The sequence below is a fragment of the Lysinibacillus capsici genome (genome assembly GCF_020217405.1).
GTDB lineage: Bacteria > Bacillota > Bacilli > Bacillales_A > Planococcaceae > Lysinibacillus > Lysinibacillus capsici.
In genome coordinates, this window is record NZ_CP084108.1 from 885,839 (window position 1) to 898,766 (window position 12,928).

Annotated in this window: 8 protein-coding genes; 7 read left to right on the top strand and 1 reads right to left on the bottom strand. The window is 38.1% G+C overall.

What is annotated here, in order from left to right; all coding sequences use genetic code 11:
* Positions 1–100 precede the first annotated feature (100 nt).
* The 3 genes from LCP48_RS04170 to ssuE all read left to right on the top strand — a co-directional run bounded on the left by LCP48_RS04170 (position 101) and on the right by ssuE (position 4,373).
* Positions 101–2,182 carry a catalase gene (locus LCP48_RS04170; RefSeq protein ID WP_051145739.1) on the top strand — a complete coding sequence of 694 codons (2,082 nt, stop codon included), beginning with the start codon at positions 101–103 and terminating at the stop codon, positions 2,180–2,182.
* A 157-nt stretch (positions 2,183–2,339) separates the two neighbouring features.
* Positions 2,340–3,677, top strand: coding sequence for a dihydrolipoyl dehydrogenase (gene lpdA / locus LCP48_RS04175; RefSeq protein WP_225340735.1), 1,338 nt, complete (start codon positions 2,340–2,342; stop codon positions 3,675–3,677).
* Positions 3,678–3,839: 162 nt separating this feature from the next.
* Positions 3,840–4,373 (top strand): NADPH-dependent FMN reductase, encoded by a 534-nt coding sequence (ssuE, locus tag LCP48_RS04180; RefSeq protein WP_004224554.1) that lies wholly within the window; start codon positions 3,840–3,842, stop codon positions 4,371–4,373.
* 45 nt (positions 4,374–4,418) lie between these two features.
* On the opposite strand, the gene LCP48_RS04185 is transcribed toward ssuE, so the two are convergent.
* A complete protein-coding gene (locus LCP48_RS04185; RefSeq protein ID WP_225340736.1) occupies positions 4,419–4,574 on the bottom strand; it encodes a hypothetical protein in 156 nt (51 codons plus the stop codon).
* A gap of 210 nt (positions 4,575–4,784) precedes the next feature.
* On the opposite strand from LCP48_RS04185, the gene LCP48_RS04190 reads away from it, so the two are divergent.
* The 4 genes from LCP48_RS04190 (at position 4,785) to LCP48_RS04205 (ending at position 12,919) form a co-directional block, all read left to right on the top strand.
* The gene (locus LCP48_RS04190) at positions 4,785–6,173 is read left to right on the top strand and encodes an aldehyde dehydrogenase (protein WP_004224560.1); all 1,389 of its coding nucleotides are present in this window, start codon (positions 4,785–4,787) and stop codon (positions 6,171–6,173) included.
* Between the two features lie 317 nt (positions 6,174–6,490).
* On the top strand, positions 6,491–7,957 hold the full coding sequence (locus LCP48_RS04195) for a UDP-N-acetylmuramoyl-L-alanyl-D-glutamate--2,6-diaminopimelate ligase (RefSeq protein ID WP_004224562.1): 1,467 nt from the start codon (positions 6,491–6,493) through the stop codon (positions 7,955–7,957).
* 135 nt (positions 7,958–8,092) lie between these two features.
* On the top strand, positions 8,093–9,670 hold the full coding sequence (locus tag LCP48_RS04200) for a peptide chain release factor 3 (protein WP_004224564.1): 1,578 nt from the start codon (positions 8,093–8,095) through the stop codon (positions 9,668–9,670).
* 195 nt (positions 9,671–9,865) lie between these two features.
* Complete coding sequence (locus LCP48_RS04205; protein WP_225340737.1) at positions 9,866–12,919, top strand: efflux RND transporter permease subunit; 3,054 nt, start codon at positions 9,866–9,868, stop codon at positions 12,917–12,919.
* Positions 12,920–12,928: the final 9 nt, after the last annotated feature.

Consider the following 12,928-nt stretch of genomic DNA (forward strand, 5'->3'; position numbering starts at 1 on the left):
AATAGAAACCTGTTTTTATCTTTACATAAGCTTTGTCGAAATGAAGGCATGTTTCTTCTTTTAAAACATATAGTGTATATGGAGCGAAATTAGTACATGTATGAAAGGGGATTGCGTGGATAACTCAAAGTCGAATCAATCCAAAAATGTAGAGGGAAATCCAAAGGATCATCAATTAGAGCCGTTTCGTGTCGAGAATGAGGGTACGAAAATGACAACGAATCAGGGACTAAGGGTGTCCAATGATGAGGATTCGTTAAAGGCAGGTGTTCGTGGTCCGACAATTATGGAAGATTTTCATCTTAGAGAAAAAATTACCCATTTTGATCATGAGCGTATTCCAGAGCGTGTTGTACATGCCAGAGGTTTTGCAGCACATGGCGAGTTTGAATTATATGAATCCATGTCCGAATATACGAAGGCAAATTTTTTGCAGGATCCGAAAAAGAAGACACCTGTGTTTGTCAGATTTTCGACAGTGGTAGGAAGTTTAGGTTCAATGGACACAGCTCGTGATGTACGTGGGTTCGCAACAAAATTTTATACAGATGAGGGGAATTATGATTTAGTTGGTAATAATATACCTGTATTTTTTATCCAGGATGCCATTAAGTTTCCCGATTTAATTCATGCTGTAAAGCCTGAGCCTCATAATGAAATGCCACAAGCAGCCTCCGCACACGATACTTTTTGGGATTTTGTAGCCAGTAATCAGGAAATTGCACATATGGTAATGTGGGTAATGTCTGACCGTGCCATTCCGCGAAGCTTTCGTATGATGGAAGGTTTCGGTGTGCATACATTCCGTTTCGTCAATGACAAGGGAAGATCGAGATTTGTGAAATTCCATTGGAAGCCTGTGCTAGGAGTGCATTCTCTTGTTTGGGATGAAGCCCAAATAATTGCAGGGAAGGATCCAGATTTTCAACGAAGAGATTTATGGGAAGCCATCGAAATTGGAGATTATCCAGAGTTTGAGTTAGGCATACAGATACTAGAACCTGAGGATGAATTTAAATTTGATTTTGATATTTTAGATGCGACAAAGCTTTGGCCAGAGGAACTCGTACCTGTGAAGAAAATTGGAAAGATGACCTTAAATCGCAATGTGGATAATGTCTTTGCTGAAACAGAGCAAGTTGCCTTTCATCCAGGTAATGTTGTGCCTGGCATAGATTTTACCAATGATCCCTTGCTACAAGGTCGATTGTTTTCCTATTTAGATACACAATTGATTCGATTAGGTGGACCAAATTTTGCAGAAATTCCTATTAATCGCCCGATTTGCCCAGTGCATAACAATCAACGTAATGGCTTTAGTCGACAGACCATTAATTTAGGCAGGGTAAGCTATCATAAAAATTCATTAGCAAATAATACACCAGCCACCTCTACTGCAAGAGAAGGTGGATATGTTCATTATGAAGAAAAGGTTGAGGGAAGAATCACGAGAGCGCGTAGTAAATCCTTTGACGATCACTTTTCACAAGCAAGGCTATTTTGGAACAGCATGTCTCCACCTGAAAAACAACACATTATTGATGCCTTTAGCTTCGAAGTAGGAAAAGTGAAAAGTAAATCTGTTCGTCAGCAAGTAGTGGATATGTTTGTTCATGTGGATAAAGTAATGGCTACCACAGTGGCAGACAACGTTGGTGTTAATCGACCTAATGGCGAGCAGTCTAAGGTAACGGCCTCTTCACCTGCACTGAGCCAAGCAAATACCGTTAAATTGCCCTATACGCTGAAAGTAGGCGTCTTAATTGGTGATGGCTTTGATGCAAATGAGGTCGGGGAAGTATTGAAATATTTAACAAGACAAGGCGTGCGCTATAGCATAATCTCTGATCGACTAGGTGTGGTAATAGGGAATAATGGTGTGCAATTAACGGCTACTGACACATTTATCACAACCGATGCTGTATTATTTGACTCGTTATATGTTGTTGGAGTAAAGGCAAGTAATCAGGCGAAGTTCAATACTTATATCGTCAATTATATAAATGAAGCATATCGTCACTTTAAGCCTATAGGATTTGCTGCAACTGGCACAACCTTCTTCAATATGTCGAATGCCAATGTAGGGCCAGGAATCATTTTAGCTACAGGTAATAAAGATTTTCCGAAAAAATTTGTAGCTGCCATTGCCCAGCAACGATTTTGGCAACGAAATATTTATTAAATAGTTCAAAGAACGTCGAATACTCACGAAAGAGAAACGAATGCTCATAAACTAAACAAATAAGTCAAAGGCCTTTCATTGTAATGAAAGGCTTTTACTATGTCTGTCATTGCATTCAAAATTTGCAAATGATATGGTGATACATGAGGTGAAAATTATGGAAAATTTTGATATTGCTATTATTGGGGCGGGACCTGGTGGCTATGTGGCTGCCATACATGCAGCCAAGAATGGTAAAAAAGTAGCGCTAATCGAACGAGATAAATTGGGAGGAGCCTGCTATAATGTTGGCTGCATTCCATCAAAAATTTTATTGGAACATAGTAAACTTGTGCAGGCAATAAAAAGAGGGAATAGCTGGGGAATAGAAGTACCTAAAGTGGAAATTAATTTTCCTCGACTAATGCAACGGAAAGATACAATAATTCATGAACTACTAACAAACATTGAGCATTATATTATCAACAATCATATAACTTTATATCGTGGTGAAGCTTCAGTCGTAAAGGACTTAACGATATCTATCGGGAATGAGACGATAATGGCATCCGATATAATTTTAGCGACAGGTAGTAAACCCTTTGTTCCACGATTTGAAGGATTAGAGACATCTACCTACTATACGACGGACACATTTTTTAATATAGACAAGCTTCCAGCCCAGCTAACGATCATTGGCGGGGGCGTAATTGCCATTGAAATGGCGTTTAGTTTAGCACCCCTCGGTACAAAGGTAACAGTGCTTAATCATAGCGAGGATATTTTACAAACGGAAGAGGCGGAAGCAAGACCGCTGATTCGAGAAAAGTTGAAGAAACTTGGGATTGAACTTGTGACAGATTTTCAATTTGAAAAATTTGAAGGTAATATCATTCATACATCTAAAGGATCTTATACATATGAAAACCTTTTATTTGCAACTGGACGTCGTCCCAATATAGAAATTGCTGAGCAATTAGGAGTAACTTTAGATGGTCGATTAATCGCTGTCAATGAGCACTTTGAAACAAGCCTGCCGAATATTTATGCGATTGGTGACTTAGTGGGGGGTTATCAACTTGCACATTCTGCCAGTGCTGAGGGTATTTACGTTGTCGATTATATTGTAGGAAATCAACCAATACCAATTGATCAAACAAGCATTCCACGTTGTGTTTATACAAACCCTGAAATAGCTACATTTGGTTTACTAGAAGAGCAAGTCAAAGCGCCGTACATTGTAACGAAAATGCCTCTACAAACAAACCCAAAGGCATTAATGGAGGGGAATACCGAAGGCTTTGTGAAGCTAATTTCATCTAAGGATAATGGGCAAATTTTAGGGGCGTGTGTAGTAGCTGATGGCGCAACAGAAATGCTTAATACGCTATTAGCAACAAAAAAGGCTGGTGGTACAGCTCGATCACTTGCACATATTATTTTTCCACATCCTACTGTATCGGAGCATATTGGAGATGTAGCTAAAGCTGTGTTTGGGAAAGCAATACACCAATAAAAAGCTGTTGACATTCTAGAAATTTATGTTAAATTAATTTTATAAGAATACTAGGTATTTAAGTTAACTAGACATCTAGAGGCTTCTATTTTACAAAACGATTGTTCATCGATTTGTAGAATAGGGGCCTTTTTTATAACATTGATAAAAGGAGTGGGCAAGATGACAAAAGCAGTCATTATTAATGGAAGTAATTCGAAAAATTCTCGAGTTACTGCCATTCATGAAAAGGTGGAGAATCATTTCATTGCACAAGGAGTAGAGGTTCACTCAAATTATATACATGGGCTCCCAGCTACAGATTTATTAACAGCAAATTTTTCTAGTAAGGAAATACAGTCTGAAAATGAGCATGTTAAGGAAGCAGATTTTATTGTCATCCTTACACCAATTTATAAAGCATCCTATACAGGTATTTTGAAGACTTACTTGGATCTACTACCACAAAAAGCCTTGCTCGAAAAGGCTATACTCCCCATTGCTGTAGGCGGTTCGATCAGTCATTTGTTGGCATTGGAATATGCATTAAAGCCAGTGTTAGCTGTACTAGGAGCCACATCCATTACTAATTCTGTTTACATTTTAGATAAACAAATTATTCGTTTGGAAGATGGAGGCTTTGCGATAGAAGAAGAAGCCATCAGTAGACTTGAAGCACAATTAGATCAGTTGCGGCATGTATTCATTATTAATTGAATAAATAAAAACGCATTATAGGGGCATCCTATAATGCGTTATTTTTTAATTTCCTTCTGGATTTTCTTCATTCTCCACAGGTATTGTAGAGAGATATAAGAAAGCCTCATCTTGCAATAGCGATATTTTTTCTTCACAAATTCCATGCGATAATGGTCCGGAAAAAATGGACTCCCACCATGTTCCTGTTGTTGTTGTCATTCATCTACGCCCCCGTTTCGGTTGTAATATGTAGTTGTATATTTCCCGAGATGAAAAAACTAAAACATTTCATTTTCACATATTGCTATTTCACCCCCTCGATGTAGAAAGAGGATTTTTGCCTCTCGATGTTGTATCGTATAGACAAAGATAGTTTGTTTCGAAATGAAAAAACTATGTATGCCATTTTAAAAAAGGGGTGCTTTATTGATGAATTTTACGTCACAGGATGTGGAAAATATGATTACAGAGCAACGTCAATTTTATTTTTCCCGTGCTACAAAAAGTGTGAAATTTAGAAAAGAGCAATTAAAGAACTTAAAAATTTCAATTTTGAAATATGAGAAGGAAATATTGAATGCACTATACTTAGACCTTCGTAAAAGTGAATTTGAGGCGTATGCAACAGAAATTGGCATTGTATTAGATAGTATTTCATATATGGTAAAACATGTAGAGGAATGGATGGAACCAGAAGCAGTCAAAACACCGATACAATATCAAATGGGCAAGAGCTTTATTGTTCGTGAGCCCTATGGCGTAACATTAATTATCGGGCCATTTAATTATCCATTCCAACTTGTAATGGAGCCACTAATTGGTGCCATAGTTGGAGGAAACACTGCAATTGTCAAACCATCAGAAACCTCTGTACACACAGCAGCCATTGTGAAAAAAATCATTGAGGAAACGTTCCCGTCTTCATATGTACGTGTTGTGGAAGGTGAAAAGGAAGAGGTTACGGCTCTTATTCATGCTTCCTTCGATTACATCTTTTTTACAGGCAGTGTGGCCGTTGGTAAAGTAGTAGCAAAAGCTGCTGCAGAACGTTTGACACCAGTTGCTTTAGAGCTTGGTGGCAAAAGTCCAGCAATTGTCGATCAAACAGCAAATCTAGAGGTAGCGGCAAAGCGGATTGTATGGGGTAAATTTACTAATACTGGACAGACATGTGTGGCCCCTGATTATCTGCTTGTACACAAGGACGTTTATGATCGTTTTATGAAAATATTAAAAGAAACAATCCGTTCGTTTTATGGCAAAAACCCTTTAAAAAGCCCTGATTATGGGCGTATCGTCAATTTAAAGCAATTTGATCGTTTACAGCAAATAATTGTGGAAGAACGTGATGCCATTACATATGGTGGACGAATAGATCGGGATGATTTATATATTGAACCTACAATCGTTGAATATGTAAAGTGGACAAGTCCATCAATGCAGGAAGAACTATTTGGTCCTATCTTACCTGTTATGATGTATAATGATTTGCCACTTGCCATTCATCAAATCAGGCAATTACCGAAGCCTTTAGCGGCATACTTCTTCTCAGAACATGAAAAAGCTATGCAATACTTTTTGGAAGAATTACCGTTTGGTGGTGGGTGTATTAACGACACCATCACACATGTTGGAAACTTACATTTACCATTTGGTGGTGTAGGTCCATCAGGTGTGAAAGCATACCATGGCAAAGCGAGCTTTGAAAACTTTACTCACCCGAAATCTATCTTGAAGAAATCATCCAAGCTGGAGACAAATGTGTTATTCCCGCCATATAAACAGAAAGTGAAAATTGTGCGCTCAATTATGAAATAGCTTAACAATGGAGGTATCTTCTGATGCCTCCATTGTCACTATAAGCTTAAGGTGCATAGACAATTGTTCTCTAAATAACTCTTTCTCGTTATGTCGAAAAATGCCGATTGGTGATTATAAATGAAAATTTGAAGAAAACATGATTTTTTCTTCGAATGAAAGCGTTTTCGTTGAAAAAACACAAGAGAGGCATTTTATTTATCATGAAATAAGTAGTAAAATAAGTTCAATAGAACGTGGGGGTTTTCATATTGTCGTTTTTTGTCGATTATTAAGAATGATGACATGAGTGTAGAGATTGATTGGAGGACTATGAAATGTATGCAGAGGAATTGTTAAGCGCATTACCTTTGAAAAAAATAATTGGCGTGCTGCCAGATCAGGTTAGCGATATCGTAATAGATTCAAGAAGTGTGCAACCAAATAGCATGTTTGTTTGTATCAAAGGTTATACAGTAGATGGGCATGATTATGCGCAAAAGGCTGTGGATGGTGGCGCAACAATTGTTGTGACGGAGCGAGAATTACCGCTAGGAGAGACGATTGCACAAGTGATTGTGAAAGATACAGATCGTGCAGTAGGTTTACTAGCTGCAAAGTTCTTTGATTATCCTTCTAAGGACATAACGATGATTGGTGTAACAGGAACGAATGGTAAAACATCCGTAACAGGAATTATTCAAAATATAATGCATGGTATGGGCGAGAAATCGGCTTTATCCGGTACAATTGGCTTTAATTTAAATGGAATTTTATATGAATCAGCTAATACAACGAGTGATGCGTTATCGACACAACAAATGATTTTCCGTGCAAAAATGGAAGGCTGTCGATTAATGACAATGGAAGTTTCATCACACGGATTAGCACTTGGACGTTTAGCAGGTGTTGATTATGATATCGCTATTTTTACGAATCTAACGCACGATCATCTTGATTTCCATGGTACGATGGAGGAATATGGCCATGCAAAAGGGTTATTATTTTCCCAACTTGGACAAGATTTAGAAAAAAATAAATTTGTTGTGTTGAATGCTGACGATGCTTGGTCAGAGCGATATGCTGCAATGACACCATTTCCGGTGTGGACATATGGTTTAAAGAATGAAAATGCTGATTTCCGCGCCATTAACTGTGAGTATCACGACTATATGACATCATTTGACGTGGAAATGCCTGAAGGAATTTATCGTGTAAAAATGAATTTGCTTGGGGAATTTAATATTTATAATGTATTGGCAGCCATGATTGCGTTTTATGGTAGGGGCTATTCAATGGAGTCCATTATTGAACAAATTGAGCAACTACCACCAGTCAAGGGTCGTATGGAGAAAGTATGTTCAGAGCTACCGGTGCAAATTTTTATTGATTATGCCCATACTCCAGATGCAATTGAAAAGGCGATTGAAGCAGCGCAACCTTATAAAAAAGGCAAGCTGATTTTCTTAGTTGGAACAGGTGGCAATCGTGATAAATCGAAGCGTCCTGCCATGGCTGAGAAAGCGTCTGCTGCGGAATATGTCATTTTAACGACAGATGATCCTCGCTATGAAGACTATGATAGTATTACAGGCGATCTTGCTAAAGGAATGCTTCATGATAATTATGCTTGTATTGGAGATCGTGCAGAGGCAGTGCGCCATGCGGTTGAAATTGCTGAGCCAGGTGACATGATTATTTTTGCTGGTAAAGGTCATGAGGATTATCAAATTATCGAAAATACCAAATTTCCACATAGTGATGCAGAAATTGCGATAGAAGCAGGCCGATTAAAATTCGTGTGATGAAAGCTAAATTCTTAGGAAACCCTTTTAGTTGTAACTAAAGGGTTTTCTTTTTTGAGATTTCATGTAAAAAGGTTGTACGAAAGGCAAGTCTTCTTTTATTATTATTAAGTATGAAAAAAGGAGAATGACGAGATGAATTCAAATTTAGAAAAAGATATACTATCGCGTCGTACTTTTGCCATTATCAGTCACCCTGATGCTGGAAAAACGACGATTACAGAAAAGCTTTTACTTTTTGGTGGTGCCATTCGTGATGCAGGTACAGTAAAAGGGAAAAAAACAGGTAAATATGCAACATCGGACTGGATGGAGATCGAAAAACAACGTGGGATTTCGGTTACTTCATCTGTCATGCAATTCGATTATAATGGCTCTCGTGTGAATATTTTGGATACCCCTGGTCACCAAGATTTCTCAGAAGACACATATCGTACATTGATGGCTGTAGATAGTGCTGTCATGGTAGTGGATGCTGCAAAAGGGATCGAGGCCCAGACTTTAAAGCTATTTAAGGTTTGTAAGATGCGTGGTATTCCTATTTTTACATTTATTAATAAGTTAGACCGTCAAGGGAAAGAGCCGCTTGAATTGATTGAAGAGCTTGAAGAGGTATTAGGTATCAATGCATATCCTATGAACTGGCCAATCGGTATGGGTAAAGAGTTCCTTGGTATTTATGATCGTTACAATAAACGCATTGAGCAATTCCGTACAGATGAGGCGGAACGTTTCTTACCAATAGACGACAATGGGGAGCTTGCTGTAGAGCATCCAATGAAGGTGACTTCTTATTATTCACAAGCAATGGACGATATTTTACTTTTAGATGAAGCGGGGAATGCCTATTCTGAGGAAAAAATACGTCGTGGGGAATTAACACCTGTATTCTTTGGTTCAGCATTAACGAACTTTGGTGTTCAAACTTTCCTTGAAACTTATCTACAATTCGCACCGACGCCTCAGCCAAGAATTACTGAAGATGAGCAGTTTATTGATCCTGTGGAGCATGATGAGTTTTCAGGCTTTATTTTCAAAATTCAGGCCAATATGAATCCAGCACACCGTGATCGTATTGCCTTTGTACGTATTGTTTCTGGTAAATTTGAACGTGGGATGAATATGACGTTATCTCGTACAGGAAAGTCATTTAAAGTCACACAATCTACACAGTTCCTTGCAGACGATCGTGAGACAGTAGATGAAGCAGTTGCTGGCGATATTATTGGTTTGTACGACACAGGAACATACCAAATTGGCGACACTGTTGTAGGTGGCAAGAAAACATTCCAATTTGAAAAATTACCACAGTTTACACCAGAATTATTCGTCCGCGTAACGGCAAAGAATGTTATGAAATCAAAGCAATTCCATAAAGGAATTTTACAATTAGTGCAAGAGGGTGCTATTCAATACTATAAAACGCTGCATACAGAGGAAGTTATACTTGGAGCAGTTGGTCAATTACAATTTGAAGTATTTGAACATCGTATGAAAAATGAATACAATGTGGAAGTAAAAATGGAGCCTATTGGTTCGAAAATCGCACGCTGGATTGAAAATGAAGAGGATGTCAAAGAATCAATGTCATCAGGTCGATCAATGCTTGTAAAAGACCGTTTTGACAATCTTGTTTTCCTATTTGAAAATGAGTTCGCTATGCGTTGGTTTGCAGATAAAAACGAAAATATTCAACTTTATAGCCTTCTATAATCATAAAACACGAATCGACAATTTTGCGATTCGTGTTTTTTTGCAAGGAAAAATGACACTGTTTGTAGAATATATACATTATTAGGAAATATAATTTTCCTTAAAGGTAGTATCTCAATAACGGGAGCTTATTTATAAAATAATCTCCTTTTCGGCTATGATAGAAAGGAAGAGGTAGAAAAGGAGTTTGTTTAGATGAATATTAGTCATTTTTCCATTAAAAGACCTGTCTTTACGATTGTTACTATGCTTTTAGTCATCATATTAGGCGGTGTATCATTATTAAAAATACCGATTACGTTAATTCCGGAGTTAAATCCTCCTATCGGAGTGGTTGTCACCTCTTATCCTAGGGCAAGCCCGACGGAGGTAAATGAAAAGATAACGAAGCCATTAGAGGCTACACTTGCTACCTTACCTGGTATCAAAAAAATCCAGTCAACCTCACAGGAAGGCTCCAATTTAATTGTGCTTGAGTTCAACTGGTCCGCAAATATGGATGTTGTACAACTTGATATTTTACAGCGAATTGATATGACCCCATTGCCTAATGATGCTGGCAAGCCGAGTTTCCTAAAATTTGATCCTTCTCAATTTCCTATTATTCAGCTATCTTTACGTGCAGAAAATAATCAAGTAGATGTACGTGTATTAGCAGAGCACTTAGAGAAAGAACTACTACGGACAGAGGGTGTAGCCAGTGTGAATGTTTCTGGCAAATTGATTGAAGAAATCCAAATAACATTGGATGAAGCAAAGCTAGTTGAAAAAGGCTTGACACAGACAGATGTGATGCAAATCGTTCAAGCGAATAATGTGTCTCTTCCTGGTGAGCCTGTTTCAACAGATGATGGAAAATTGCTAACAACACGTATAGTTAGCACATTATCTTCTCCGGAAAGCATTGCCGACTTAATTGTTTCGGTAGACCCTTTAACAGGCAAATCATTAACAATTGGTGATCTTGCAACCGTTGAGAGGACAGAACAACAATCTATTACCACAACACGTGCAAATGAGCATCCAGCAGTTCTTATGTCTGTATTACAGGAATCTGGTGCAAATACAGCTGATGTTTCTAAAAATTTCCAAAAATCCTTGGAGGCATTACTAAAGAAAGAACAGTATAAAGGAATCACAGCAGATATTTTAGTTGATCAAGGAAATTATGTGGATTTAGCAATTAGTAATATTGGCTCTTCCTTACTCTTAGGTGGATTATTTGCGATGTTCGTTCTATTTGTTTTTTTACGTAGTGTAAAGAATCCGATCATCATTGGTATTGCGATTCCTTATTCCGTTATTGTCACATTTGTTTTGATGTTTTTTGCGAATTTTTCCCTCAATATTATGACATTAGGTGCTCTGGCACTTGGGATTGGTATGCTTGTGGATAATGCCATAGTCGTTATTGAGAATATAGAAAGACATCTAGGACTAGAAAAGGACCCGATTACTGCAGCAAAGGAAGGCACAAAGGAAATAGCCCTTGCCATTACAGCTTCCACTTTAACCACAATAGCAGTATTCATCCCTGTTATGTTCATCGAAGGATTGATTGGTCAAATTTTTACAGAGTTTGCCTTAACAATCTCGTTCAGCTTAATTGCCTCTTTAGTAGTTGCGCTTACAGTCGTTCCGATGCTAGCAAGTCGACTTTTAAAAATGAAAAACAATAATTTTTATGTACAACGCAGTAAGTCCCGATTTTATAGGCATTACAAGGCGTCTATTGTATGGGTACTAAAGCATCGAATGCTTATACTACTTTTTACAGTTGTTTGCTTTAGTCTTTCTTTGTTTGGACTGACTAGAATAGGTACTGAATTTTTACCGCCTACAGATGAGGGGTTCACCTCTATAAGTGTCAATCTTGAAAACGGTGTCGCTGTATCAGAAACGGAAAAGATTGTTAAGCAAATTGAGGAACGTTTAAAACAGGAAAAGGATGTAGATGTGTATGTTAGTTTAATTGGCGGTACACAACAATCCCAAGCACGTGGACAAACTAACGCCAATCAAGCTGAGATGTATGTAAAACTTGTCCCATTAGCAGAAAGGCAACGCTCCATTTTCGAATTTGTGGAAGAACTAGAACAAGATATACAGGAAGAGCTTGGAGAGCAAGCTGAAATTACTTTTAATGTATCGACAGCTACAGGTTCGTCACCACACACCTTAACATTCCGCTTAACAGACTCTGATGAAAAGAGGCTACAGCAAACTGTTAAGAAAGTGCAGCAAGAACTACTAGCGATTCAGCAGGTGACAAATGTCTCTACGGATTTAGATATTACTGTTCAAGAGATACAAATTGAGGTTAATCGTGAAAAAGCAAAAGACTATGGTCTTGCTCCAGCACAAATCGCTCAAACTGTAAATCAAATGACAAAAGGTCAATTAACGTCCCAATTGACTACTGATGACGGCGCAGTATTACCCGTTTATACAGGCTTTGGGCAGTCATTTAATACGAGTATAGATGCTTTAAAAGCCATGCAGCTACGTTCGCCAGCAGGATTATTTGTAAAATTAGAGGAAGTGGCTACTGTTTCTATGCAAGAGGGGCCGGTATCCATTCGTCGTTCTGATCAAGCAGCAGCAGTGGCCTTTTTTGTAGATTATGAAACAAAGGAATCGTTGGGAGGAATCTCAGCAAAAGTAGATGAAGCCTTAGAACAAGTTAATTTACCATCTACTACTCAAGTTGTGTTCAGCGGGGACAGAGAGCTCTATGATAGTGCAATCGATGATATGTTACTAGCTGTGATGCTAGCCATTGTGCTTGTATATATTGTGATGGCAGCTCAATTTGAGTCATTTAAATATCCGTTTGTTATCATGTTTACCGTCCCATTAATGATTATTGGTGTTGCGATAGCTATGTTCCTAACAAATACTTTAATTGGTGTAACCTCAGTTATCGGTATCTTAGTGCTGGTAGGAATAGTCGTAAATAACGGTATTGTGCTGGTAGATTATATTAATCAGCAAAAGGCAATAGGCATGCCAGCTTATGAGGCAATTTTACTTGCTACCCAAGATCGGCTACGTCCAATTTTAATGACAGCCTTAACAACTATTTTAGGGCTATTACCACTCGCACTGGGCATTGGAGAAGGGACCGAGATGAATCAGCCAATGGGCATTGCTGTTATCGGAGGGCTTGTGACCTCAACTTTACTGACGCTGTATATTGTACCGATCATTTACAGTTTAATGGATAAAGAAACAAGAAAGATGCACTAGGTTCAAGGG

What these genes read in the sequence shown, in the direction of transcription:
- LCP48_RS04185 (WP_225340736.1), bottom strand. Translation starts at nt 4,574, where the DNA reads ATGACAACAACAACAGGAACATGGTGGGAGTCCATTTTTTCCGGACCA.
- LCP48_RS04170 (WP_051145739.1), top strand. Translation starts at nt 101, where the DNA reads ATGAAAGGGGATTGCGTGGATAACTCAAAGTCGAATCAATCCAAAAAT.
- LCP48_RS04190 (WP_004224560.1), top strand. Translation starts at nt 4,785, where the DNA reads ATGAATTTTACGTCACAGGATGTGGAAAATATGATTACAGAGCAACGT.
- LCP48_RS04195 (WP_004224562.1), top strand. Translation starts at nt 6,491, where the DNA reads ATGTATGCAGAGGAATTGTTAAGCGCATTACCTTTGAAAAAAATAATT.
- lpdA (WP_225340735.1), top strand. Translation starts at nt 2,340, where the DNA reads ATGGAAAATTTTGATATTGCTATTATTGGGGCGGGACCTGGTGGCTAT.
- LCP48_RS04200 (WP_004224564.1), top strand. Translation starts at nt 8,093, where the DNA reads ATGAATTCAAATTTAGAAAAAGATATACTATCGCGTCGTACTTTTGCC.
- LCP48_RS04205 (WP_225340737.1), top strand. Translation starts at nt 9,866, where the DNA reads ATGAATATTAGTCATTTTTCCATTAAAAGACCTGTCTTTACGATTGTT.
- ssuE (WP_004224554.1), top strand. Translation starts at nt 3,840, where the DNA reads ATGACAAAAGCAGTCATTATTAATGGAAGTAATTCGAAAAATTCTCGA.